The 24,654-nt window shown below is 65.9% G+C and carries 18 protein-coding genes and 1 pseudogene; 10 read left to right on the forward strand and 9 right to left on the reverse strand.

Going from position 1 to position 24,654, the window contains the following annotated elements:
* Nucleotide 1: 1 nt before the first annotated feature.
* The 4 genes from GON09_RS05960 to GON09_RS05975 all read left to right on the forward strand — a co-directional run bounded on the left by GON09_RS05960 (nt 2) and on the right by GON09_RS05975 (nt 5,675).
* Nucleotides 2-1,246 (forward strand): bifunctional 3,4-dihydroxy-2-butanone-4-phosphate synthase/GTP cyclohydrolase II, encoded by a 1,245-nt coding sequence (locus GON09_RS05960; protein ID WP_213931014.1) that lies wholly within the window; start codon nt 2-4, stop codon nt 1,244-1,246.
* Nucleotides 1,247-1,327: 81 nt separating this feature from the next.
* Nucleotides 1,328-3,199, forward strand: coding sequence for a helix-turn-helix domain-containing protein (locus GON09_RS05965; protein ID WP_244865403.1), 1,872 nt, complete (start codon nt 1,328-1,330; stop codon nt 3,197-3,199).
* Between the two features lie 97 nt (nt 3,200-3,296).
* Nucleotides 3,297-4,349, forward strand: a complete 1,053-nt coding sequence (locus tag GON09_RS05970; protein ID WP_213931015.1) for a phosphotransferase family protein — start codon at nt 3,297-3,299, stop codon at nt 4,347-4,349.
* A 30-nt stretch (nt 4,350-4,379) separates the two neighbouring features.
* The gene (locus tag GON09_RS05975) at nt 4,380-5,675 is read left to right on the forward strand and encodes an acyl-CoA dehydrogenase family protein (RefSeq protein ID WP_213931016.1); all 1,296 of its coding nucleotides are present in this window, start codon (nt 4,380-4,382) and stop codon (nt 5,673-5,675) included.
* A gap of 79 nt (nt 5,676-5,754) precedes the next feature.
* On the opposite strand, the gene GON09_RS05980 is transcribed toward GON09_RS05975, so the two are convergent.
* The 4 genes from GON09_RS05980 to GON09_RS05995 form a co-directional block, all read right to left on the reverse strand.
* The gene (locus GON09_RS05980; RefSeq protein ID WP_213931017.1) at nt 5,755-6,486 is read right to left on the reverse strand and encodes an ABC transporter ATP-binding protein; all 732 of its coding nucleotides are present in this window, start codon (nt 6,484-6,486) and stop codon (nt 5,755-5,757) included.
* On the reverse strand, nt 6,483-9,302 hold the full coding sequence (locus GON09_RS05985; protein ID WP_213931018.1) for a branched-chain amino acid ABC transporter permease/ATP-binding protein: 2,820 nt from the start codon (nt 9,300-9,302) through the stop codon (nt 6,483-6,485). The genes GON09_RS05980 and GON09_RS05985 overlap by 4 nt, the downstream gene beginning before the upstream one ends.
* 34 nt (nt 9,303-9,336) lie before the next feature.
* On the reverse strand, nt 9,337-10,575 hold the full coding sequence (locus tag GON09_RS05990; protein ID WP_244865904.1) for an ABC transporter substrate-binding protein: 1,239 nt from the start codon (nt 10,573-10,575) through the stop codon (nt 9,337-9,339).
* A 252-nt stretch (nt 10,576-10,827) separates the two neighbouring features.
* The gene (locus GON09_RS05995) at nt 10,828-12,336 is read right to left on the reverse strand and encodes a protein adenylyltransferase SelO (RefSeq protein ID WP_213931019.1); all 1,509 of its coding nucleotides are present in this window, start codon (nt 12,334-12,336) and stop codon (nt 10,828-10,830) included.
* Between the two features lie 30 nt (nt 12,337-12,366).
* Between GON09_RS05995 and GON09_RS06000 the strand changes: the two genes are divergently transcribed.
* Both GON09_RS06000 and GON09_RS06005 read left to right on the forward strand, forming a co-directional pair.
* The gene (locus GON09_RS06000) at nt 12,367-13,983 is read left to right on the forward strand and encodes a Mur ligase family protein (RefSeq protein ID WP_244865404.1); all 1,617 of its coding nucleotides are present in this window, start codon (nt 12,367-12,369) and stop codon (nt 13,981-13,983) included.
* Between the two features lie 119 nt (nt 13,984-14,102).
* Complete coding sequence (locus GON09_RS06005; RefSeq protein WP_213931020.1) at nt 14,103-14,498, forward strand: VOC family protein; 396 nt, start codon at nt 14,103-14,105, stop codon at nt 14,496-14,498.
* A 50-nt stretch (nt 14,499-14,548) separates the two neighbouring features.
* On the opposite strand, the gene GON09_RS06010 is transcribed toward GON09_RS06005, so the two are convergent.
* Nucleotides 14,549-14,782 (reverse strand): hypothetical protein, encoded by a 234-nt coding sequence (locus tag GON09_RS06010; protein WP_307854326.1) that lies wholly within the window; start codon nt 14,780-14,782, stop codon nt 14,549-14,551.
* An 824-nt stretch (nt 14,783-15,606) separates the two neighbouring features.
* Nucleotides 15,607-17,865 carry an NADP-dependent isocitrate dehydrogenase gene (locus tag GON09_RS06015; protein WP_213931022.1) on the reverse strand — a complete coding sequence of 753 codons (2,259 nt, stop codon included), beginning with the start codon at nt 17,863-17,865 and terminating at the stop codon, nt 15,607-15,609.
* 281 nt (nt 17,866-18,146) lie between these two features.
* Between GON09_RS06015 and GON09_RS06020 the strand changes: the two genes are divergently transcribed.
* Nucleotides 18,147-18,344, forward strand: a complete 198-nt coding sequence (locus GON09_RS06020; protein ID WP_213931023.1) for a hypothetical protein — start codon at nt 18,147-18,149, stop codon at nt 18,342-18,344.
* Between the two features lie 127 nt (nt 18,345-18,471).
* Here GON09_RS06020 and GON09_RS06025 read toward each other — a convergent pair whose 3' ends face one another.
* Nucleotides 18,472-18,747 carry a type II toxin-antitoxin system Phd/YefM family antitoxin gene (locus tag GON09_RS06025; RefSeq protein ID WP_213934311.1) on the reverse strand — a complete coding sequence of 92 codons (276 nt, stop codon included), beginning with the start codon at nt 18,745-18,747 and terminating at the stop codon, nt 18,472-18,474.
* Here GON09_RS06025 and hppD point away from each other — a divergent pair.
* The 3 genes and pseudogenes from hppD to GON09_RS06040 all read left to right on the forward strand — a co-directional run.
* A pseudogene (hppD, locus tag GON09_RS06030) lies at nt 18,734-19,487 on the forward strand (4-hydroxyphenylpyruvate dioxygenase); the annotation flags it as partial. The gene GON09_RS06025 and the pseudogene hppD sit on opposite strands and share 14 nt — an antisense overlap.
* A 37-nt stretch (nt 19,488-19,524) precedes the next feature.
* The gene (locus GON09_RS06035; protein WP_213931024.1) at nt 19,525-19,968 is read left to right on the forward strand and encodes a transposase; all 444 of its coding nucleotides are present in this window, start codon (nt 19,525-19,527) and stop codon (nt 19,966-19,968) included.
* A 266-nt stretch (nt 19,969-20,234) separates the two neighbouring features.
* Nucleotides 20,235-21,536 (forward strand): hemolysin family protein, encoded by a 1,302-nt coding sequence (locus tag GON09_RS06040; protein WP_213931025.1) that lies wholly within the window; start codon nt 20,235-20,237, stop codon nt 21,534-21,536.
* A 715-nt stretch (nt 21,537-22,251) separates the two neighbouring features.
* Here GON09_RS06040 and GON09_RS06045 read toward each other — a convergent pair.
* Together GON09_RS06045 and GON09_RS06050 are read right to left on the reverse strand one after the other, a co-directional pair.
* Entirely contained in the window at nt 22,252-23,769 is a 1,518-nt protein-coding gene (locus tag GON09_RS06045; protein ID WP_213931026.1) for an ABC transporter substrate-binding protein, read from the reverse strand.
* A 222-nt stretch (nt 23,770-23,991) separates the two neighbouring features.
* Nucleotides 23,992-24,633 carry a TetR/AcrR family transcriptional regulator gene (locus GON09_RS06050; protein WP_213931027.1) on the reverse strand — a complete coding sequence of 214 codons (642 nt, stop codon included), beginning with the start codon at nt 24,631-24,633 and terminating at the stop codon, nt 23,992-23,994.
* Between the last annotated feature and the right edge of the window lie 21 nt (nt 24,634-24,654).

Raw genomic sequence — 24,654 nt, forward strand, 5'->3', positions numbered from 1 at the left:
CATGCCTCGAACACCCGCACAGCAGGTCGAACTCGCGGTCGAGACCCTCGCCGCCGGCGGCATGGTCGTCGTCGTGGACGACGACGACCGTGAGAACGAAGGCGATCTGGTCGCTGCGGCCGGCACGATGACCGCTGAGCAGATGGCGTTCATCGTCCGTCACACCACCGGCATCGTGTGCGCGCCCATGACGGCCCACCGCGCCGATGTGCTCGATCTGCCTCCGATGGTCGAACGCAACACCGATGCCCACGGCACGGCGTTCACCGTCACCGTCGACCACGTCTCCACGGGCACCGGGGTCAGCGCCGAGGATCGCGCGACGACCGTGCGCGCCCTCGCGGCCGACACCACCGAACCCCCGGACCTGCGCCGACCCGGCCACATCTTCCCGCTACGTGCCCGCGACGGCGGGGTCCTCGCCCGGGCCGGGCACACCGAGGCGACCGTCGACCTGCTGCGCCTCGCCGGCGCCGGCGATGTCGGGGTGATCGGCGAAATCGTCGCCGAGGACGGCTCGATGCGACGGGGTGACGACCTTGCCGAGTTCGCGCGCATCCACGATCTGCCGATGCTGCGCATCGCGGATCTGGTGCGCTACCGCACCGCGACCGAACCGTTCGTCGAACTGGTCGCCGAGTCGACGATGCCCACCGAGTTCGGGCAGTTCCGGGCGGTGGCGTTCCGGTCGGTGCTCGACGGCACCGAGCACCTCGCGCTGGTGATGGGCGATGTCGCCGCGGCCGGACGCAGCCACGACGGGGTGCTGGTCCGCGTGCACAGCGAATGCCTCACCGGCGACATCCTCGGTTCGCTGCGCTGCGATTGCGGCGCCCAGCTCGAACGCGCCCTCGCCGAGATCGCCCGCGAAGGCTGTGGGGTGCTCGTGTACCTCCGCGGCCACGAGGGCCGCGGAATCGGTCTCGCTCACAAGATCCGCGCCTACTCGTTGCAGGAACAGGGCCTCGACACCGTCGACGCCAATCGGGCTCTCGGGCTGCCCGACGACTCGCGGAGCTATGGCGTCGGCGCCCGGATCCTCGCCGATCTGGGGGTGCGCCGGATGCGATTGATCACCAACAATCCCGCGAAACTCGGTGGGCTCGAGGGCTATTCGATCGACATTGTCGGTCGCGTCGCACTGCCCACCGTCGCGACCGCCCACAACGTGCGTTATCTGCGGGCAAAGCGGGACCGGATGGGGCACGTGCTCGACCACGGCCTGCCCGACGTGATGGCGACGTGACGACATCGGGTACATTGTGATATTCCACAACTCAACGTTGCAAAGTAACCACCGCCACACCCCGCCAGGAGAAGGAACGGTATGACTCTGCTGCCGAGCGCGGGCACCGAGAGCTCCACGCGGCCCGACACCGCCGGCACGATGCCGCCCGTCTCCTCCACCCGACCGCGGGAACGCGACGTCATCACCGCCTTCGCCGAGATCACCGGGGAAGCCATCGGGGACGCCGACCTCGAACACCTCCTGCGCTCGGTGTGCGTGAAGCTGTGCAGCGTCATCGGGGTGTCGCGGTCGTCGCTCTATCTCAAACGGCCCGACGGCCGGTTCCGCGGCGCCGCCGGACACTGCGCCGACCAGGGCGACATCACCGAGGCCGTCAAACGCCAGGAATCCGGTATCGCCGGCGACCGGTTCAGCCGGGAAGTCATCGAGACCGCGCGGCCGGTCCTCATCGACGACGTCGCCAACGATCCGCGCCCGCACCGCCGCACCATGGAGCACTGGCGGGTGCGGGCGATGCTGGGCGTCCCCTTGGTGTTCGACGACGAGGTCATCGGTCTGCTCTTCGTCGACGACAAGGACCGCGACCACCGGTACACACAGGAGGACATCGAGATCGCGGAGATGTTCGCGCAGCTCAGCGCGCTGTTCATCAGTCAGGCGATGCTCAATGTCCGGCTGCGCAGCCAGGCGTCGGAGATCGCCCGCAGCCGCAACACCCTCGCGTATCTCGCGGATGTGCACCGCAAACTCACCAACGCCGTCCTCGAGGGCGCCGACATCCACAGCGTGGTGACGCTGCTGTCGAACCTGTCCGCGAAGCCTGTCGTGCTCTACGACGAGGACTTCCGGGTCCTGGCCTGGGCATCTCCCGCAACGCTCGGTCTCGACCGTCCACCGGTGATCTCCCAGCAGGTGCGGAGGATGCCGTCGGTCGAAGCGGAGCTGGCGGGTCTCAGCCCGGAACGTCCCTCCGCGGTCGTCCCACCGACTCTGTCGGTGGGACTCGGACGCCGGCACCTGATGTGCCGCCTGATCATCGAGGGGCGACCGAACGGCTATCTCGGCATCGTCGAGGTCGGGCGTTCCCTCGAGACGGTGGACAGCCATCTGGCCGAGCACGGCGCGACGGTGCTGTCATTGCAGATCCTGTCCGAACGACGCCAGATCGAAACCCAGGGTCAAGCGCGAGACGACTATCTGTCCGACCTGCTGCGCAACACCCGCGACAAGGAACATCTGCTGCGCCGGGGCCCGCAGTTCGGCATCGACCTCACCCACCCGCACGTGCTGGTGCGTTTCGAGCTGTCCGCTGACCCGCGCACCACAGCTTCCGCGGCGCAACGGCTCGTCACCCGCCGGTTCCGGGAGGTCTTCGGCATCGACGAACCCGCCGCGGTGAAACTGCCCGGCCACGTGATCGTGCTCGTCCCGCTCCCCGACGGCGGGTCGGCGGAGGAGATGCAGACCCTCCGCGACCGGGTCGGGCGGGTACGGGAGTCGCTACAACCCGAGCTCGCCACCGGCGCCACGGTCATCTCCGGCGTGTGCCGCGAGGTCACCGGTTTCCCGCAGGCGGCCCGCGAGATGAAAGAGGTCGCCGACATCGCGCGATCGTTCGACTGGTCGGACGGCGTTCTCGACGTCACCGAACTCGGGCTCTTCCGCGTCGTCGTCAGTTCCGGACGAGTCAAGGACGCGGTGCGCTTCGCCCACGAGTACGTCCACGCCGTGCGCGGTGCCGACGACGGTGTGCTGCTCGAGACGTGGCGGGCGTTCGTCGCTGCGGAGGGACGCGTGCAGGGTGCCGCGCTCGCGTTGGAGGTCCACGAGAACACCGTCCGGTACCGGATGGGCAAGATCAAGGAACTCACCGGCCTGGACCCGACGAGCCTGGACGTGCTGCTCTCCGCCCGGCTGGCCTTCCAGATCCTCGACTTCGCAGCCCGCTGAACAGCGCAGATCCCTGACCGGATGCTGTTGTAGGAATCCACAACGAGGATCGACGAAGTGCGGTGCCACCGACGGATCCGGTCGATACGTTCTATTCATGCCGACCGACACCACACACAGCGACCTCCTCGGGGTCGACCTCACCGCCGTGCGGGACTGGATGGACGCGCAGGGCCTCGGGTCCGGTGATCTGACCGACGCCTCCCCCATCGGGGGCGGAACGCAGAACGTCATGCTCGGCTTCGAACGTTCCGGCGTCCGCTACGTTCTCCGACGTGGACCGAAACACCTTCGGCCACATTCGAATCGGATGATGTCGAGGGAGATGACATTGCTCCGCGCGCTCGCCGGCACCACCGTGCCGCATCCCACCTTCGTCGCCGGCAGCGAGGACACCGACATCCTCGGCGCGGTGTTCTACCTGATGCACGCTGTGGACGGCTACAACGCCGCCGAGTCGCTCGCCCCCGGCCACGCCGCCGACCGCGGCGTACGCCACCGGATGGGCCTGGCCATGGTGGACGCGCTCACCGAACTCGGTCGCGTCGACCCCGCGCAGATCGGGCTCGGCGACTTCGGTCGTCCTGACGGATTCCTGGACCGCCAAGTCGCTCGCTGGAGCAGCGAACTCGAGTCCTACACCCTGCTCCCCGGCTATCCGACCGTCCTGCTACCCGACGTCGACCGGATCGCGTCCTGGCTCGACGACCACAAACCCCGGCACTGGACGCCAGGAATCCTGCACGGCGACTACCACGTCGCCAACGTGATGTTCGACCGCGTCGATCCCGTGCTGACGGCCATCGTCGACTGGGAGATGGCCACCATCGGCGATCCCCTCCTCGACCTCGGCTGGATGCTCGCGATGTGGCCCGACGCCGACAGCGAACCAGACCTGCTCGAGAGTCGTCTCGCCGCGGCCGGTGGTCTCCCGTCCCGCACCGAACTGCTCGACCGGTACGCCGCGAACACCGAGCGCGATCTGAGCGCGATCGACTGGTACACCGCATTGGCCGGGTTCAAACTCGGCATCATCCTCGAAGGCACCTATGCGCGCGCCTGCTCCGGGCAGGCAGACGCCGAGGTCGGTGACCGCCTGCACCGCTATGCCCTTCGACTGTTCGGCCGCACCCTGCGGTTCCTCGACTGACGCTCCACCCACCGACCGGAGGTACGAAAGATGGCATGGGATTTCTCCACCGAACCCGAGTTCCAGCAGAAACTGGACTGGATGACCAGCTTCGTGCGCGACGAGATCCGTCCGCTCGAAACACTCGAACTCACCTGGCCGCAGCTGCTGAAGGCCATCGCACCGCTGCAGCAGGAGGTCAAGTCCCAGCAATTGTGGGCCGCTCACCTCGACCCCGAACTAGGCGGCCAGGGCTACGGTCAGGTCAAGCTCGGTCTGATGCACGAGATCCTCGGCTCCTCCCCGCTCGGACCGATCGTGTTCGGTTGCCAGGCACCGGATTCCGGGAATGCCGAGATTCTTGCCGCCGTCGGCACCGACGAGCAGAAGCGCCGCTGGCTCGACCCGTTGCTCGCCGGTGAGAAATACTCCGCCTTCGCCCTGACCGAACCCGACAACGCCGGTGCCGATCCGACGAACCTGCAGACCACCGCCGTGCGCGACGGGAACGAGTGGGTGCTCGACGGACACAAGTGGTTCATCAGCAACGCCTCGACCGCCGATTTCGTCATCGTCGTCGCCGTCACCGATCCCGACGCCGAACGACACCGCCGCGCATCGCAATTCATCGTCCCGATCGACGCTCCCGGACTCGAGGTGGTGCGCGACATCGCGTCGATGGAGAACCCGTCGCCCCGCGACAACACCTACGGTTCGCACTGCGAGGTCGTCCTGCGCGGTGTGCGGGTCGGTGACGACGCGCTGCTCGGCAAGCCCGGCGACGGCTTCCTCATCTCCCAGAAACGTCTCGGCCCCGGCCGGATCCACCACTGCATGCGCTGGATCGGGCAGGCAAATCGCGCCTTCGACATGATGTGCGAGCGCGCCACCTACCGTTTCGCCCACGGCAGTGTCCTGGGCGAGAAGCAGACCGTGCGCAATTGGATCGCCGACTCCGCCGCCGAGATGCAGGCACTGCGCCTGATGACGCTGCAGGCCGCATGGGTGATCGATACGAAGGGCACGAAGGAAGCCCGCAAGGAGATCGCCATGATCAAGTACTACGGTGCGAAAATCCTGCACGACATCATCGATCGGTCGATACAGACACACGGCTCTCTCGGCTACAGCTCCGACCTGCCGCTGGACTTCATGTACCGCGCGGCTCGCGCCGCGCGCCTGTACGACGGCCCCGACGAGGTGCACCGCGACACCGTCGCCAAGCTGATCCTGCGCGGTTACGAGGCACCGGCCGACCGCGTGCCGTCCGAGCACGTGCCGACCCGCCGGCGCGCGGCGCAGGAACGGTACGCCGACCTGTTCGACGAGGTACTCGCCTCCGTCTGACCGCACTCGAGGACCGTGTGGTGTGCGATTCTTCGAAAAATACCGCACACCACACTGTTCTCGTCGGCGGCCGGCGCGGTCAGAAGACGACCGGATCCGCTCCCGCCGACTCGCCGAGATACGCCTGCTCGAGCAGGTGCGGAGACGCCGCGAGCTCGGCGGCCGGACCGCTCGTCGTCACCTCGCCGTGCCGCAACACCATCGCGTGGTCGGCGATCGAGAGCGCCATGTGCACGTGCTGCTCGACGAGCACGACTGCGGCGTTCCTCTCGTCGGCGAAACTGCGGACGACGGGAAGCAACGACTCGACGACCACGGGCGCGAGACCCATGCTCAGCTCGTCGACGAGCAGCACCTTCGGTGCCTGCACGAACGCCCGTCCGAGGGCGAGCATCTGCTGTTCGCCACCCGAGAGCATGCCCGCCGCGATCGAGCTACGTTCACCGAGCGCCGGGAAGTACTCGATCACCTCGTCGATCGTCGGGCCGTCCTTGCGGCGGGCGAGGCGCAGGTTCTCGACGACCGTGAGGGACTTGAACAACGATCGATCGTCGGGGACGAGCACGATGCCGGCCTTCGACGCCGCGCGTGCGTTGCCCGCCGCGACGGGTTGGCCGTCGAGTTCCATCGACCCACCGAGCGGGGTGAGCAATCCCGCCAGGGTCAGCAGCAGCGTGGTCTTCCCCGCCCCGTTCGGGCCGAGCAACGCCATCACCTGCCCGGAACCCAGTTCGATGTCCACATCCCGCGCACACGGCCGTCCGCGGCCGTAGCCGGCGAACAATCCGGTGGCACTGAACCTCGTCGTCACGAACCCGCCTCCGCTTTCGCTGTCGTCATGAGCTCGCCTGCGCTCGCTGTCGTCATGAGCTCGCCTGCGCCCTCCCGAGTGGCACCGAGGTAGGCCGCGACGACCGCGGGGTTGCCACGGATCTCGTCGGGTGTGCCGTCGGCGATGATGCGTCCGAGGTCGAGCACCACGATGCGGTCGCACAGTTCGAGCACCAGATCCATGTCGTGGTCGACGATGAGGACGGTGACCCCGGCGTCGCGCACGGCGCGCAGTTTTTCACCGAGCCAACGGCTCTCGGAACTCGCCAGTCCTGCTGCCGGTTCGTCGAGCAGGAGCATCCGTGGACGGCCCGCCAATGCTCGTGCCACCGACACCAACTGCTTTCGGCCCTGGGACAATTCGGCGACCGGATCGTCCGCGCACGATTCCAGATCGAGGATCCGGAAGAGCGTGTCGATCCAGTGACCACCGGCTCTGCCGGCGCGGGGACCCGTGGTGAAGTTGCCGACTGCGACGTTCTCCCGCACCGACAGGTCCTCGTAGAGCGACATGTCCTGGAAGGTGCGGCCGAGCCCGAGTCGGGTCCGGCGATGCGGGACGAGACCGTCGATCCTGCGTCCTTCGAGGGTCACCGTCCCCGCCGCGTCCGCAAAGCCGCTCAGTGCGTCGATGCAGGTGGTCTTGCCGGCGCCGGTCGGTCCGATGAGACCCACGATCTCGCCGGCCCGGACCTCGATCGAGAAGTCCGCCAGCGCCGTGACGGCACCGTGGGTGACGGTCAGGCCGTCCGCGGTGAGCGCTACCGCACCTTCCGGGCCGCCGGACAGCATCGTCGACAACTCGGTCTGTGTGTCGATCGGAGCGGCTGCCTCGGTCTGCTTCGGCCGTCCCGGCTTCCAGCGCAGGACGGCCTGCAGTCGCGCGACCCGTTCGGCGAGGTGCCCGGCGATGCCCTCGGGATAGCTGATCACGGTGAGCGTGAGCAGGACTCCGCCGATGATCGCGTAATAGTCGGCGAATCCGAGTAGGCGGTCGAGCAGGATGAACATCACCCCGCCGGCGCCGAGGACACCGGAGAGGATGCCGCCGCTGACCAGCGTGACGCCGGCGATGTAGATCATCGCGAACAATGCGATGCCGCCGATGGTCGTGTACGACTCCGCGGTCACGACAGTTTGCTGATAGGCCATCAGCGATCCGCCCAGCCCCGCGATGAACGCCCCGATGGCGAAAGCCAGCAGCTTGGTCCGCGACACGTCGATCCCCGAGGCCGCGGCGGCCCGTTCGTCGGCGCGCACGGCCAGCATCGCCGCACCCAGCCGGCCGGTGCGCAGTTTCGCGACGGCCACCGCCACGATCACCAGGACGACCAGACAGAGGAATCCGAACGCCATCCTCGGGTCTCCGGCGCCGGATCCGATGGACAAGTCGAGGCCGAAGAGCGTGGGCGGTTCGACCTGGGCGCCCTGCATCCCGCCGTTGAGATCGGTGTTGCGGAACCACACGAACTCGAGGAAGACCGCCAACGCAAGGGTCACGACGGTGACGGGCAATCCGCGGATCCGCAGGGCGGGCAGCCCCACGACCACCCCGATCACCATCGCGGCCAACGCCCCGAGGATCGGCGCGAGTGGGAAGGGAATACCCCAGTCGGTGGTCAGACGGCTCAGGGTGAACGCACCGACGCCCGCGAGGGGCAACTGTGCCAGCGAGATCTGCCCCGCGAAACCCGTCACGACGACCTGCGACAGGCCGATGATCGCGAGCACGAGGCTGACGATCACCGCCGCCCGGTAGCTTCCGGACGTCAATGTCAGCGCAAGGACCGCGACGACGATGCCGGCGAGGGTCGGCAGCAGGATCCGCTGGGGTCGCGGTGCCCTGCCCAGCGACGACTTGACGATCGCCCCACGGGTGGGCAGCGGTTTGCCGCGCACTACCAGAAAGCCCAGGATCAGCACGAGCGGAACGAGTTCCGCCATCCCCGATTGCGGGAACCAGTCGACGGTCGCCTGTAGGTGTGTCATCTCGGACTGCAGCATCCCGATCACGAACCCCGCAGCGACCGTGACACCCATCGCGGTGAAGTTCCCGACGAGCGCCGCGGCGAGTGCGGGAATCACGAACAGCGAGTACGACACCGGGACGAGCGGAACGATGGGTGCGATGAGGATGCCGCCGATGCCGGCGACCACGGTGCTCAGCGCCCAGTTGCCGAGCGCGATGCGGTCGGGCGACAGACCCGTCACGAGCGCGCCCTTCTCGGATTCGGCGGCCGCGCGGGTCGCGAGCCCGAACCGGGTGTACCGGAACAGGCACACGAGCACGACCGTCATCGCGATCATGAGGACCGCGAACCACAACCGGTCCTGCGGAATCCGCATCCCCGCGACGGTGAGCACCCCGTTGGGCAGGATCGGTTTGACCGATACCGGGGTGGTGCCCACTCGCAGCGCGAGCAGCGCCTGCACGACCAGCATCACCCCGATGGACACCACTGCTTTGGCGACCGGCGGTGCGTTGCGCACCAGCCGGAAGACCAGGCCGTAGAGCACCACACCGAGGACCGCGGCGATCAGCAGGGACAGTGCCAGCGCCGGCGCGAATCCCCACGGACCGCCGAGGTCGACGGTGGTCGGCATCCCCGGAATCGGATTGAGCAACTCGCCCTTGCGCAGGAACCCGTAGGTGTACGCCACGTACAGGGCGATCGCGCCGGTCGCGAAGTTCACGACACCGGAACTCCGGAAGGTCATGACCAGCGCGAGCCCGAGCGCCGCGTATACGGCGCCGTTGCCCAATCCGAGTGTGAGGAAGACCAAGTGGTCGGACATCAGTCACTCGCTTCCGGTGAATCCACCCGACTCGTCACTGCCCGACCTTGGGATCGGTCGCCTTGCCGTTTTCGACGGTGGCGATGATGCCCTGATTCGCGCACACGGCCGGCATCCCGGGCATCGCTGTGCCGTCGCAGGTGAAGGTGATGCCGTCGGCGGCCGGCATCGGCACGTCCACAGCGGTCTTGATCGCATTGTCGATCGCGGCCGAGGTCGGTTCGCCCTCGAGACCCTCGGCCGCCCGGATCAGACCGAGCATCGCCTGGTAGCCGGTGAAGGTGAAACCGTTGATGTCCGCATCGGGTGCGTAGCGTTCCATGACCGAGCGGTAGAGCACCGCTTCGGGTTCGTCGGAGTCGATGTCGGCGCCGAGAAATGCCGTTGCTCCGTCGAGGGAATCGCCGACGGCGTCGATCACGGACGGATCGAGGCACGGCTGGATGATCATCTTCGCCTCGTCGGCGCCGAGCGTCATCATCGACCGGAGCACGGAGGTGCACATCGTCGCGTCGCCGATCACCGCGACCGCGTCGACACCGTCCGCCAGTCCCGCGCTGACCTGCGGCGTCGCATCGGGGGTTCCGGGTGTCACGGGCGCGATCTTCAGTTCGACACCGGCGGCACCGAAGGTGCTGTCACCGAGAGCCTGGGTGGAGGCGATCACCGCGCCGGTGTCGATGACGAAGGCCGCGACCTTCTGGTAGCCCTGTTCCTGCGCGTAGTTCGCCATCGCGGCAAGGGATCCGGGGAAACCGCTGTTGAGGGCGTAGGCCGACGGGGAGGTCAGTTCGGCCGGGGTGGTGCCCGAGGGAGTCATGTACGGGATGCCCGCGCCGGTGATGATCGGGACCATGGCGGCGCCGTGGCCGGAGGAGGGCACGACGACGGCCGCGACTCCCTTCTCGACCATCTGGTTCGCGCAGTCCTGGTTGGAGGCGGGATCTTCCTTGGCGGCACAGATCTCGAGTTCGATCGGGTGTCCCCCGATACCGCCGAGGTGGGCGTTGGCGTATTCGGCGGCGGCCTCGGCGGCGCGGCGGTTGTTCGGCATCGAGATCGCCGGTCCACCTTCGGGATTGATAACCCCGATCTTCACGGGCGTGCCGGTTGCCGGGTTGTCGGGGAAGGCGCTGCTCGGCGCTTCGGCGGAACCGGCGTCCGCGCTGTCGTCCGTGCTGCCGCACGCCGTTCCCACCACCAGCGCGGAGGTCGCCAGGAGCAACCCCAGCCGCATTCGTTTGACGGATTCCCTGCGGGTCGAACCGAACATCTGAGACACGGGGCCACTCCTCGTTTCATGACACAGGCGTTGGACGTTCCGGTTAAGTGACGCAACTCACACTGGAGTGGGCTGAGCGTAAGTTGGCTTCCCAGTTGTGTCAATAGGATTACATAGTTAGCTATGTAATAATGGTGGAGAAGTCACGCCCGACCGCGCAGATGCCGGTCGGGCATGTCGAATGCGCACATCTCGCCGCGCCGCCTCGGCGTGTCGCGACGAGATGTGCGCGGAGTAGGGCGGTCAGGTACCGCAGAAGGTCCGGAAGGACTCGGCGAACGAATGCGGTGCGGGCGAGGCGTATTCGGTCCACTCGGCACGCTCCTCGAAGGGATGCGTGACGACCTCGAGCAGCATCGCGAACGGCGCGAGATCGCCGCCGGTCGCCGCCTTCAGCGCGGCGTCGACCCGGTGATTGCGCGGGATGTACAGCGGATTGACGCGGTCCATCGCATCCGCCCTCTCCCCCGCGGCGCGGCCGTCGTTCTTCCCTGCGGCGTGCCAGCGTTCGAGCCATGACGCCGAGCGATCGGGCGGCAGTAGACCGTCGAGGCGGGCCGGGTTGCCTCGCAGCTCATCGGCGAGTGCACGGAAGGCCGCCGTCCAATCGGCTCCGTGCTCTTCCAGCAGGGTCAGCAGATCATCGGCCAAGGCCTGGTCGAGCGAGTCCTCGGAGAGTCCGAGTTTGGCGGCCAGACCACCTCGGTAGTGGTGCTCGTAGCGGGAATCGAAGCCGTCGAGCACCTCGGTGACGGCGGTAATCGCCGCGTCCGGGGTCGAATCGACCAGCGTCAGCAGGGTTTCGGCGAACCGCGCCAGATTCCACTTCAGGACGGCGGGTTGATTGCCGAACGCGTAGCGTCCGCCGTGGTCGATGGAACTGAACACGGCCCCCGGATCGAAGGCGTCGACGAACGCGCACGGACCGTAGTCGATGGTCTCCCCCGAGATGGTGGTGTTGTCGGTGTTCATCACGCCGTGGACGAAACCGACGAGCATCCACCGCGCGACCAACGCCGCCTGAGCCTCGAGTACGGCGGTGAAGAAACCCAGGTAGCGGTTGTTCTCGCCGGTCTCCGGCTGGTCGAGCAAGTGCGGATAGTGCCGGGCGATCGCGTGGTCGGCGAGCGAGCGCACGATCTCGCCCCGCCGCGCCGCGAACTCGAAGGTCCCTACCCGCAGGTGACTGGACGCGACACGGGCCAGCACCGCACCGGGCTCGACACCCTCGCGGTACACCGGCCGGCCGGTCGCCACGACCGACAACGAACGGGTGGTCGGGATGCCGAGCGCGTGCATGGCCTCGCTCACGAGATACTCACGCAGCATCGGCCCGACGACCGCGAAACCGTCGCCACCGCGGGAGAACGGCGTGGGCCCAGAGCCCTTGAGATGCAGGTCGGCACGTCGGCCGTCCCTGTCGACGAGTTCGCCGAGAAGCAACGCGCGACCGTCGCCGAGCAGCGGGGAGTATCCGCCGAACTGGTGACCGGCATACGCCATCGCGACAGGCTTGGCACCGACCGGCACCGCGGAGCCTGCCAATACTGCCACCCCATCGGCGCTTCGCAAGGCCGGCACGTCCAGTCCCAGCGACACCGCGAGCTCCTCGTTGAGCGCGAGCAGTTCGGGTTCGGGCGCCTCGGCGCCCTGCCACGGCACCGACAATCCGCTCAACTCATCGACGAAGGAACTACCGAGACCGGATATCGTGGTATTCGTGCCGACGGGGAAATCCGGAATCGCAGTCATCCCTCAAGGGTAACCAAGGGGTGACGCCGTATGTCGCGGGCGAGTGAACCGCCGATGCACCCCACCGCACCGGCGGGGAATCATTTCGCTCCGGATCGGGTATCCGCCCCCGTGCATCCCGACCCGGACGATCCTGGCCGCCTCTCCGGGCAGATCCGGATCCGCGACGTCGCCGAGCATCTCCGCGATGTCCTGCGGGCCGGACCGTCGGACGGACACGACCGCGCGATCACCGGGATCAGCGACGATTCCCGGACGGTGCAGCCGGGCGATCTGTACGTAGCGCTGCCCGGGCACCACGTCCACGGCCTGGACTTCGCGGCCGAAGCTGCCTCCCGCGGCGCGGTCGCCGCGCTCAGCGACCGGTCGTCGAACCTTCTGCCGACGTTCGTTGTCGATCGGCCCCGCGATGTGGTCGGTCCGCTGGCGTCGTGGATCCTCGGTCATCCCTCCCACGACCTGCAGGTCCACGGCATCACCGGTACCAACGGCAAGACGAGCGCAACCTATCTCCTCGACACCGCGCTGTCCGCGACCGGTGTCGTAACGGGCATGATCGGCGGTGTCGTCGTCCGCGGTCCGGTGAGCACTCGACCCGCCACTCGCACGACCCCCGAGGCTGCGGTGGTGCACCGCACCCTCGCCGAGTTCCGCGACCAGGATGTGCAGGCGGTGACACTCGAGGTGTCCTCTCACGGCATCAGTCAGGGCCGCATCGACGGTGTGCGGTTCCGTACCGTCGCCTTCACCAATCTCGGGCCGGACCACCTCGACTTCCATCACACGATGGAGCAGTATTTCGCCGCCAAGGCGGCACTGTTCACCGCCGATCGCGCACAGGCCGCCGTGGTGAACATCGACGACGAGTACGGCCGGCGCCTGGTGGCGTCGGTCGAGGTACCTGTGTGGACGCACTCGACCCGCGATGCCCGCGCCGAGGTGTACGCCGACGCGATCCGGTGCGACCTCCACGGCACCACCTTCACCGTGCATACGCCGGCCGGACGTGCTCCGGTGCGACTGTCCTTGCTCGGACCCCACCAGGTGGCCAATGCGCTGACAGCGCTCACTTCGGTGGCCGCCGCCGACGGAGACGTCCTGCAGGCCGCAGCGGGGCTGGAAACCCTTGCGGGTGTGCCCGGCCGACTCGAACGCGTCGACGCCGGCGAAGGCGTTCTCGCGTTGGTGGACTACATGCACAACACCTCCGGGCAACGCGAACTGCTGCCGTTCCTCCGGTCGCTCGCACCCGAGCGACGACTCGTTCTCGTCATCAGCGCGACCGGAGAACGCGATCCAGGCAAACGATTTCCGCTCGGGCACACCGCGGCGACCTACGCCGACGTCGTGGTCGTCACCGACGACAGTCCACTCTCCGAAGACCCGCGTGTCCTCAGAGAAGCGGTTGCCGAAGGTGCGTATGCTGCGCGCAGTGCCCGTGTCGTCGTCGAACCCGACCGTCACCGCGCCTTCGAGATCGCCGTTTCCCATACCGGTCCCGGAGATGTCGTCGTCGTGGCCGGGCGGGGATGCGAGCCACGCCTGGTCTCCGGGGAGAGGATTCAGTTGTTCGACGACCGGGACGAACTGCGACGCGCACTGCACGACGTGAGGCGGACGCCCGCCTCACGCGTCCCCCGCCCGTGAGAGGCCCGGCAGGTCGCTGCGACTACAGCCCATTGCGTTCGGTTCACGGTTTTCACAAGACGGACGGAGACGGACGTCCCGGGATCTACCATCAAAGGGCTCGGACGGAGGAAACAGTCATGGTTTTTCCTGCACTCACGCACGTCGCCGTCACCGTCTCGGATCTGGCTGCAAGTACCGCGTGGTACTCGAACCTTTTCGACGCCTCACCCGTGCTCGACGAGGACGACGAATCGGGCACCTTCCACCACGCGGTCTTCGCTCTCGACGGCGGCACGCTGTTCGGTTTGCATACCCATTCCGGTTCCCCACCGCAGGGGTCTTTCGACGAAAGGAACACGGGGCTCGACCACATCGCGTTCGGTTGCACGACGAGCGAGCTCGAGAAGTGGCGCGACCGACTCGACAGTCTCGGAATCCCGCACGGGGACATCAAGAACGCGGCGTACGGCTCCGGGCTGTCCTTCCGCGACCCCGACAACATCGCGCTCGAATTCTTCGCGCCGCCGAGCTGATCGCCCCTGCACGTCGGTGGATATCCACTGCGGCTACATACTCTCCGGCGTCATCTCCACCGCGGACGATAGATCGACGTCGCCCACCGAATGGCGTCCTCGAGCTGCTGCTCGCTGATCTCGAATACGTGGCCGACCTCCGACTCAACCGGCTCGCACGGGCAGTAACCGTTGGCTGGGCCCGCGTAGGTGGAGAGGACGGCCCCGCCATCCACGACGAACACCTCGGGGTAGATCTCGCACGCGAGTCGCCGGTTCGCCAGGACGCGGTGAGTGACCTTCACTTGGTACACCTTCATTACCTCCTCGAAGGCCCGAGTATTCGGACCGGTACTTCGCTGCACTGCCCGGTCTGCGGGTCGGCTCGCTCGGCGTTGCCGACGACGGTCACCACATCAGTTCATCGTTGCTCCGGTTCGACACAATTGTTCATCGACACCACAGACACGTGCGCTGCGGGCGCACCCGGCGCTCCCCGGCCGTCCGCAACGGCCGATCCCGCCACGGCGGCCCAGAGGGAAGCTGGGTCGACTTCACGCGAATCGAGTGAAGCACCTGCTGTTCGTCGACGATCCGATGGCGGCCTGCGGGTGGAGCGTTGGATGCAGTCGGTCATCGAACCGACTGCGCGGACTCCAGGCTTCGTCGATGCCTGCGCCGCAAACGTCGCGTGCCCTCCCCCTCCTCGGGGTCTTCACGTTAGAGTCCACCCACCTGCCCACCCACCGAAGCGTTGGAAGGTCGGCGCACCACCGGCCACCGATCAGCTCGATGGGCCACCGCAACCCGCCCTCAGGCGGCGCGCCCGGGGCATGCCCGAAGAACGGACGCGCCACCGCACGTATCGTGCGTGCCCTCGGTGTCGATGCCGCGGCGGGATCAACCTCAACACGACCTCGAGAACATCGCCCATAGAAGAGGTGCCAGCGAGCGGTAATCGAGAACCCAGCCGGGAACAAACACCACAGTCACGTGATCAACGGACACAATGGTCGCTGTCGACCCCACGCACTCGACGAACCGATGGACGACACCATCGGGCGCGGCTACCTTACCGCGTCACGTCGACTCAGTCCGATCCTTACTCACAAGGATGCAGATCTCCCTGTCACAGTGCGGTTCCGGACTCAGGGTTGACGGTCGCCAGCGCGGTGTTCAGGGTCTGACTCGGCCGCATTACGGCCACGGTCTTATCCCTGTCCGGCCTGTAGTAGCCGCCGATGTCGACCGGCGAGCCCTGCACCTCGTTCAGCTCCCGCACGATCGTGTCCTCGTCCCTGGCCAGCGTCTCGGCCAGCGGGGCGAACTGTTCTGCGAGTTCCGGGTCCTCGGTCTGCGCGGCAAGTTCCTGCGCCCAGTACATCGCGAGGTAGAACTGGCTGCCCCGGTTGTCGAGCTCGCCTGTCTTGCGCGACGGGCTCTTGTCCGTCTCCAACAGCTTGCCGGTCGCTGCATCGAGCGTGTTTGCCAGAATCTTGGCGCGCTTGTTGCCATTCTTGATGCCGAGGTCCTCCAGGCTTACAGCCAACGCGAGGAACTCACCGAGCGAATCCCAGCGCAGGTGGTTCTCCTCCACCAACTGCTTGACGTGCTTGGGCGCCGACCCGCCGGCGCCCGTCTCGTAAAGGCCGCCGCCCGCCATCAGCGGCACGATCGACAGCATCTTGGCGCTCGTACCGAGTTCGAGGATCGGGAACAGGTCGGTGAGGTAATCACGCAGGATGTTGCCTGTCGCGGCGATAGTGTCCATCCCGCGGATCAGCCGCTCCAGCGTGTATCGCATCGAGCGCACCTGCGACATGATCTGGATGTCGAGGCCCTCGGTGTCATGATCCTGCAGGTACAGCTCGACCTTCTTGATCAACTCGTTCTCGTGAGGACGGTACGGGTCGAGCCAGAACAGGACCGGCATACCGGAGTTGCGTGCCCGGGTGACCGCGAGCTTGACCCAGTCGCGGACCGGCGCGTCCTTGACGGTGCACATGCGCCAGATGTCACCCGCCTCGACGTGCTGGGTGAGCAGCACCTCACCGGTCTCGACATCGACGAAGTTGGCCTCACCCTCCTCCGGAACTTCGAAGGTCTTGTCGTGCGAGCCGTACTCCTCGGCCTTCTGCGCCATGAGCCCGACGTTGGGGACGGTACCCATGGTCGTCGGGTCGAACGCGCCGTTCGTCTTACAGAAGTTGATGATCTCCTGGTAGATGCGCGCGAAAGTCGACTCCGGCATGACCGCCTTGACGTCCTTGGGTCGTCCGTCGGCGCCGTACATCTTGCCGCCCGAGCGGATCATTGCGGGCATCGAGGCATCGACGATGACGTCGCTGGGTGAATGGAAGTTCGAGATGCCGCGGGCGGAATCGACCATGGCCAACTCGGGGCGGTGCTCATGGCAGTTGTGCAGGTCCTGCTTGATTTCGTCGCGCTGCGTGCTGGGCAGCGTCTCGATCTTGTCGTACAGGTCACCGAGGCCGTTGTTGACGTTGACGCCCAGTTCGTCGAGCAGCTCCTGATGCTTGGCGAAGGCGTCCTTGTAAAAGGTCTTCACCGCATGGCCGAAGACGATGGGATGCGAGACCTTCATCATCGTCGCCTTGACGTGGAGGGAAAACATCACGCCCGTCTTGCGCGCATCCTCCATCTGTTCCTCGTAGAAGTCGAGCAACGCCGTCTTGCTCATGAACATGCTGTCCATGATGTCGCCCTCACCCAGGTCCACCTCGGGCTTGAGGACGATCGTCTCGCCGCCCTCGGTCACCAACTCCATCCGGACCTTGCGCGGACGGTCCAACGTCATCGACTTCTCCCCGTGGTAGAAGTCGCCGTGCCGCATGTGCGCGACGTGGCTGCGTGAGGCCATCGACCACTCGCCCATGCTGTGCGGGTGCTTACGGGCGTACTCCTTCACCGCCCGGGGTGCGCGCCGATCGGAGTTGCCCTCACGCAGGACCGGGTTGACCGCACTGCCGAGAATCTTGCCGTAGCGCTCCCGGATGGCATGCTCCTCTTCCGTCTTCGGGGTGTCCGGGAAATCCGGGACCTGGTAGCCCTTGCCCTGCAGTTCCTTGATGGCGGCCAGGAGTTGCGGCACAGACGCGCTGATGTTGGGCAGTTTGATGATGTTGGTCTCGGCCAGTTGCGTCAGACGACCCAGCTCGGCAAGGTTGTCCGGGACGCGCTGCTCTTCCGTGAGGCGGTCGGGGAACTCGGCCAGGATCCGCGCCGGCACCGAGATGTCGCTGGACTCGATCTCGATGCCCGCGGCACCAGCGAAGGTACGCACGATCGGCAGGAAGGCGTAGGTCGCGAGCAACGGTGCCTCGTCGGTCAACGTGTAGATGATGGTCGACTGCTTATCGGCGCTCATTTTTGTCTCGTCTCCCATGTCGGTTCGTCCGCTTCACGAAGTGCTTCGCGTGCGGTATCGCATCGACTATCAGGCTACGTGCGAGAACATAAGAACCATATTTACTCGCCGGTAGCATCGGGGGGGTATACAGCGCTGGCAGCCCGGGCCGGGGCGGATGCGACCCGGCAGCGATCCCAGCCCCGTTCGACGACATCGACGACGCCTGCAGTTGGCTACCGCTCGACTGGCATCCCGAGGCGTTCGATGTCGCCGACGCCACCACCGTGATCGCCGCCGCGATGACCGCACCGATGCCCGTGGCTGAGGAACTGGCAGAGTTGCGCGCACGACTCGAACGCCGCGCAGATCCGACGCTGACCCACCTGTGGGAGCAGTCGGCATCGCACCCTGCGCTCCCGATCGGGGAGGCAGAAGCCGCACATCTGCTCGAACCATTCCTCGTGCTGCGCGACCTGATCGGCGACGGGTCGGGCTGACCAACGCCGGCTACCTACCACCGGCGCTGGTCGAGCAACTCGCCGTGGACCACACGACCAGGTAGTCGCGAAAGAGCACGGCGTGCTGGTGTTGCAACCTCGACACGGTAGTTCTCGGGTGGCGTTGTCACCGCGGCGGTAGGCCGTATTCGGCGCGCAGATCCTCGAGTGAAGTCGTCCGGCCGCTGGCATACTCCCGGTCCGCCTCAGCGATCGCCTCACGCGTGCCAGAACGCGAGAGCCAGTAAATGGTTTCGTGCAGCGATTCGAGGTCCTCGGCTGACATAGGCACTGCCGCCGGTTTGCCATGCCTAGTGATCGTGATGATGTCGTGAGTCGACTCCGCGCTGTCGACCAACGCGGACAGCTTGTCCTTGGCTTCACCTAGCGGCACCGTGCGAATCGCCACCATCGCCATCTACGGCGAAACCCGCACACCCTTGTCGACCGCTCCCGCTACACCGGCCCCTACCTCCCCGGCTATGTCGAGCGCACCTCGACCGACCGCAAGCGTGACGGCGCACCGAAGCGGATCTTCCAGGCCCTCGACCACGTGGTCGGCAACGTCGAACTCGGTAGGATGGACGACTGGGTCGACTTCTACAACCGCGTCATGGGTTTCACGAACATCGCCGAATTCGTCGGTGAAGACATCGCCACCGACTACTCCGCACTGATGAGCAAGGTGGTCGCCGACGGCAACCACCGGGTCACGTTCCCGCTCAACGAACCAGCAATTGCCAAGAAGCGCTCGCAGATCGACGAGTACCTCGACTTCCATCGCGGACCCGGCGCCCAGCATCTCGCCCTGGTCACCAACGACATACTCACCGCCGTCGACCAACTCACCCCCGAAGGCATCGAATTCCTCTCCACCCCGGACTCGTACTACGACGACCCCCGGTTGCGATCCCGGATCGGTGGGGTGCGCGTGCCGATCGAGGAACTGAAAAAGCGAGGCGTCCTCGTCGACCGCGATGAGGATGACTACCTGCTGCAGATCTTCACCGTGCCCTGGTAGACCGGCCCACCGTGTTCTTCGAATTGATCGAGCGTCACGGCTCACTCGGATTCGGCATCGGCAACTTCAAAGCCCTGTTCGAGGCGATCGAACGCGAACAGGGTGCCCGCGGCAACTTCTGATCCCTGCAAATTCCTGCCCCTGAACCAGGGATGTCTCATGCGGCACACAGTGCCTAGACCGTCCGCCACCACCTGCAGCCGCCCTTGGACCCAGCGTCCGGCGGGCCACGGCGGGTTGACCCACCATCCCGACCGCTTCACCGACGACAACCGGCACCAGCCCGATGCGCTACTCGAGCGCAGTCCCCCGCTGGTTACTACCCACCGCCTCGTGCACGAGTTCGTCAACATCATGGCCGAACGCCGCGGACGCGACCCGACCGCCTGGATCAGCGCCGTCGACACCGATGAAGAACCCGCACTGCGCACTTTCGCCATCGGACTACCCCGAGACATCGGTGCCGTCACAGCAGGGCTGCCTCTCTCCCACAACTCCGGGCCCGTCGAATGCCACATCAATCGCATCAAAATGCTCGAACGACGGAAGTACGAGCGCGCAACCCTCGACCCACTCCTCGAACGCGTCCTCCACACCCGGTAACGCAGGGCCACAACCCAATCACGCGAAGTGCTTCAGATCCAACTTCAGCGAGTGCCGGCAGACCGACGATCTGTCGGGCTCGCCGGCACGGAGCTCCGTCACAGATGCCTCGGTCAACGCGGCCACGCGGGTAGCTTCGTCACGTTCTCACAACCCACTGCCCGCATTGCTGCGCTTCCCTAGACTGGAAGCCACCGGCGAGGAGTACGGAGTATGGACAACGGTCCGAAACCCCCACCCCTTCGAGCTGAGCACAACACGGCGCCATGACCGCCGACACACTCGTCAACCTGGCGTTGGTACTGGTCTTCGTACTCGTCGGCGGCGTGTTCGCTGCCACTGAAATCGCGTTGGTGTCTTTGCGCGAAAGCCAGATCCGCGAACTCGACCGGCGTGGGGGACGCGGTCGACGCACCGCCACCCTCGCGCGCGACCCCAACCGGTTCCTGTCCGCGGTGCAGATCGGGGTGACCGTCGCCGGGTTCTTCTCGGCCGCCTACGGTGCCTCCACCCTCGCCCCCGATCTTGCTCCGACACTGCGCCAGTGGGGATTGTCCGAGAGCGTCGCCAACGCCGCAGCCTTGATCGGCACCACCTTGGTCATCGCGTATCTATCCCTGGTGCTGGGCGAGCTGGTACCCAAACGTATCGCCCTCCAACGCGCCACCAGCACGGCACTGGTCACCGCCCCGGCGCTGGATCGCTTCGCCACTCTGATGCGCCCGGTGATCTGGTTGCTCTCGGTCTCCACCGACACCCTGGTGCGCCTGCTCGGCGCCGATCCGTCCCGCAAGAACGAAGAGATCACCCACGACGAGCTACGCGACATGTTGATCGAGCACGATGCTCTTCCGACCGACGAGCGCAGTGTGCTCACCGAAGTCTTCGACGCCGGAGCACGGTGCCTCACCGAGGTGATGCGGCCACGCACCGAAGTGGACTTCCTCGACGCCGACACCTCGATCCCGACGGCTCGCACCATCGCACTGAACACGGCACACAGTCGTTTCCCGATCACGGCCGACACCGTCGATCATGTGGTCGGATTCGTGCACCTGCGGGATCTGCTCGTCGCCGACCCTGTGACCGGACCCGAGCGGGTCGCCGACCTGTGCCGTCCCATCCTGGCCCTGCCCGGTTCCAAACCGGCCCTGGCCGCGCTGACGGTCATGCGACGGGGCAACGCGCAGATCGCCGTGGTCATCGACGAGTACGGCGGCACTGCCGGCATCGTGACCATCGAGGACATTGTCGAAGAGATCGTCGGTGAGATCGGCGATGAATTCGAATCCATCGATGATGTCACCGCCATCGGACCGGCCGCCCAACAGCCCTCTTCGATCGGCACCCAACCGATCGACGGACGCCTGCACATCGACGACTTCTCCCGCCTGACCGGCATCGAGTTACCCGACGGTCCCTACGACACCGTTGCCGGTTACGTCCTGCACCGCCTGCAACAACTGCCGCGCGGTGGCGAATCCGTCGAGTGCGACGGGCACCGGCTCACCGTGGACGAACTCGATGGCCGTCGCATCGCGCGTCTGCACCTGATCCGACGCCCATAACCGAAGCCGGCCACGGCACGGCGACAACCACGGCGACCTCACGAAAGGGCGACCATCGCGCCGATCTCGTTGACCGCGCCTGCCGCGGTAGCGAGCCCGAGCGGCTGTGGCACTGTATCGAAAACCGCTTCGTGCGCTACCCGCACGTTCCAGAACCGGATCGGGCCGCCGTCGCGCGTCTACGTCGACCGCGCTGTTCGGACGAGGTTGAGCTTGTAACTCGTCACCGATGGTGGACTCAGCTAACGCAGCATCTTGATCCCCACCCGGTGACGGAGTAGCCACGACCGGGCAACGTCAAGTTGTGGTGACGCGAAAGCTCGGGAGTCGAGCAACGTCAGCTCGAACGGTTCGAGGGGAACAAGGCTCGTCGCACGTCCACCGCATGCGAGTGGGAAGTGCCCTGAAGACAGGCTTGCGGTCCTGACTGCTCATCATGGCCTTGCCGCTGGTGAGCCGGGCAGCGTCCTCGGTCCAGAGCCGCAGAATTCCGGCCAACCCGGTCCGATCGATATCTTCGGTCGGGTTCAGGCCGAACTGATGCCACCCGCTCAGACGTTGGGGGTCGGTAGGGTGTGCTGCTCAGCCACTGTGCCCGCCGGTACCGTGGTGGGAGCGGTGCGGACTCATCGGACTTGTCGGCTCGAATGGGGTTCCCTGCTGAGCGCACGACAACGGACAGTATGCGTTCTCCGCCCAGCCGGGAACCCTTCGATCAGCTGACCCAGAGCTCTTCCGGCAGTGGGGATCCCAGAGTATAGAGCGTTACGCCGTGGAGATTGTCACCATAGGTGACAGAGGGCGTTGCTCGTGTGTACCACACCCCGACAGCGAGTTCGTCGAGGCGTTCCTGCGCAGCGGTGTAGGCATCGACGCGCTCGTCCTGTGATTCGGACACTCGTCCGCGGTCGAGTGCCGCGTCCAGTTCGGGATCGTTGACACCCATGAAGTTGCCTGCCGAGGTGGAATGGAAAGCCGTCCACAGTGCGTAGTCGGGATCCTGGACGATCGCGGACGTGATCGACATATCGAAGTCGCGGCTTGCCGTTCGCGCATGCGCGTTGGTGATGTCGTGCATCTCGACCTTCACATCGACGTTGTCGTAGGCGCTCAGTTGTGCCTGTACGGCTTCGGCAAGCATCTTGCTCTCGCTGGCTGGATAGGACATGAAGGTGAAAGAGACCGGCTTGCCTTCAGCTGCAAGGGCATCGAACAGCTTTTGTGCCTCTTCACTGTTCGTTTCCGGAAGAGGAGCTCCGGTGTAGTAAGGGGATCCCTCCGGGAACAGCGATGTAGGTACCGCGCCCTCGCCGTTGTACACGACGGTATTGAGGTTGTCGGGATCGAGTGCCAACTGAACGGCTTGTCGTGCACGTATGTCATCGAACGGTGCGCGACGTTGATTCATCGCGATGATCTGGCCTCCACCGGTGGGGACGACCTCGTAGCGCAGCCCTTGAGTTTCGGCCTTGCGGATGTTGCTCGCGCTGGATTCGGACGCGAGATCCGCCGCGCCGGTGGTCATGGCGTTCATGCGCTGGTTGGCGTCGTGGGCCGTACGGATCGTCAGGCGGTCGAGGTACGGCTTGGGAGCGTCCCAGTATCCGGGGTTCTTCTGGAGTTCGATGTCGCTTTGACGTGTCCAGTCGACCAGTGTGAACGGTCCGGCCCCCACTGGGTTCTCGTCGAATGATGTGGTGCCCTTGTCCAGTGCGGTCGGTGAGGCGATCCAGTTCATTGCCCCCGCGACGAGCCCTTGTGCGAAATACGGGTTCGGCGCCGCCAGTGTGACTTTCAGGGTAGTGGGATCGACGACCTCGCTGCTTGCGACTTGTACTGCGTGCCGGCCCGCCGTCGAGCCGATCTGTGGGTCCTTCAACCGGTCCCAGTTGTACTTCACCGCGGCAGCGTCCAGGGGGGTTCCGTCGGTGAATGTCAGTCCAGGTCGCAGTGTCAAGGTGAAGGTCTGGCCGCCGTCGGTCGAACTGAAGTCGGTGGCCATCTTGTATTCGATGTCGAAGTTCTCGATATCGTTGATCATCAACGTGCCGTACAGGGCATTTCCCAAGGTGGCCATGTGCGCCCAGGTGTTGGACAGTTTGGCGGGGTCGAGGGACTGCGGCTCGGCGACCTGCAGCACTCGCGCCGTACCACCCGAGACGGGCTCACCTTCGTTTTCGGATGCCGCGCCGGCTGTGGCGCCGTTCCCGGCGCCACAGCCGGCGACGAACATGCACAACACTATCGACAGTATTGCGCTGGGCAGTTTCGGTATACGTCTGGATCGGACCACGGGAACCTCTCGATCAATGCAAGCGGGTGGGCAGTGGATTCGACAGTGTGCGTGCAACGCAGGGACGCCGAGGTGCGTGTCATCCCGGCCCCTGACACAGGCACGCGAATGAGCTGGGATCGAACAGTTCCGCTGAACAGGAGAGTGACCGTACGTTGGCCTTCAGCGCGCAGAGCCGCCGAGTGCTTTCAGGCAGAACTGCCAGAGCTGCTCCTGCACGTCACCGATATCACCGGTGGCGTAGGCGTAGTGGTGGTACACCGACCGAACGAGCTCGGCGATGAACCACGCGTCTTTCTCGGTGTTGGTGGAGGTCAGAAGGCCGGCTGCGACACCGGCGCGGATTTCGGTGTGCAACAGGTCGACCAACGGTTGCTCGACCTGGGCCAGTTCCTTCGGGAAGACACGCTGCAACTGCCAATGCGTCGACACGATGAATTGGGCGAGCGTGTGGCGACGGTGTTCGCCGTCCAGTCCGCTCAACGGCGACGTCACGAAGAACCGCAGGCGCTGCAGAGGATCCGTCAGGTCATCGGCCGCCACGGACCACCGGCGGCACGCATCACTCAAGCCGTCACCGATGACTGCCAGAAGGAGTTCATCTTTGCTGGTGAAGTAGCGGTAGAAGGTCTGGAGTGCGACTCCTGCCTCCTTCGCGAGTTCCTGGGTGGTGAACGAGTCGCCCTTGAGCAGCACGAGCCGGTGTGCGGCATCGAGAATCGATCGCACGTGATTCTCGATGCGACTGCGCGAGCGCTGTACCGCTGTCGACCGTTCGACTGCGCGTTCCTCAACCCAGGACATGCTGACAAATCCTAGTCGGCG

The organism is Rhodococcus sp. B50 (genome assembly GCF_013602415.1).
Classification (GTDB): Bacteria; Actinomycetota; Actinomycetes; order Mycobacteriales; family Mycobacteriaceae; genus Rhodococcus.

Bases quoted from the DNA above. Each gene is read 5' to 3' on its own strand.
- GON09_RS05960 (WP_213931014.1), top strand. From the start codon at position 2: ATGCCTCGAACACCCGCACAGCAGGTCGAACTCGCGGTCGAGACCCTC.
- GON09_RS05965 (WP_244865403.1), top strand. From the start codon at position 1,328: ATGACTCTGCTGCCGAGCGCGGGCACCGAGAGCTCCACGCGGCCCGAC.
- GON09_RS05970 (WP_213931015.1), top strand. From the start codon at position 3,297: ATGCCGACCGACACCACACACAGCGACCTCCTCGGGGTCGACCTCACC.
- GON09_RS05975 (WP_213931016.1), top strand. From the start codon at position 4,380: ATGGCATGGGATTTCTCCACCGAACCCGAGTTCCAGCAGAAACTGGAC.
- GON09_RS05985 (WP_213931018.1), bottom strand. From the start codon at position 9,302: ATGTCCGACCACTTGGTCTTCCTCACACTCGGATTGGGCAACGGCGCC.
- GON09_RS05990 (WP_244865904.1), bottom strand. From the start codon at position 10,575: ATGTTCGGTTCGACCCGCAGGGAATCCGTCAAACGAATGCGGCTGGGG.
- GON09_RS05995 (WP_213931019.1), bottom strand. From the start codon at position 12,336: ATGACTGCGATTCCGGATTTCCCCGTCGGCACGAATACCACGATATCC.
- GON09_RS06000 (WP_244865404.1), top strand. From the start codon at position 12,367: ATGTCGCGGGCGAGTGAACCGCCGATGCACCCCACCGCACCGGCGGGG.
- GON09_RS06005 (WP_213931020.1), top strand. From the start codon at position 14,103: ATGGTTTTTCCTGCACTCACGCACGTCGCCGTCACCGTCTCGGATCTG.
- GON09_RS06015 (WP_213931022.1), bottom strand. From the start codon at position 17,865: ATGAGCGCCGATAAGCAGTCGACCATCATCTACACGTTGACCGACGAG.
- GON09_RS06020 (WP_213931023.1), top strand. From the start codon at position 18,147: ATGACCGCACCGATGCCCGTGGCTGAGGAACTGGCAGAGTTGCGCGCA.
- GON09_RS06035 (WP_213931024.1), top strand. From the start codon at position 19,525: ATGCGGCACACAGTGCCTAGACCGTCCGCCACCACCTGCAGCCGCCCT.
- GON09_RS06040 (WP_213931025.1), top strand. From the start codon at position 20,235: ATGACCGCCGACACACTCGTCAACCTGGCGTTGGTACTGGTCTTCGTA.
- GON09_RS06045 (WP_213931026.1), bottom strand. From the start codon at position 23,769: ATGTTCGTCGCCGGCTGTGGCGCCGGGAACGGCGCCACAGCCGGCGCG.
- GON09_RS06050 (WP_213931027.1), bottom strand. From the start codon at position 24,633: ATGTCCTGGGTTGAGGAACGCGCAGTCGAACGGTCGACAGCGGTACAG.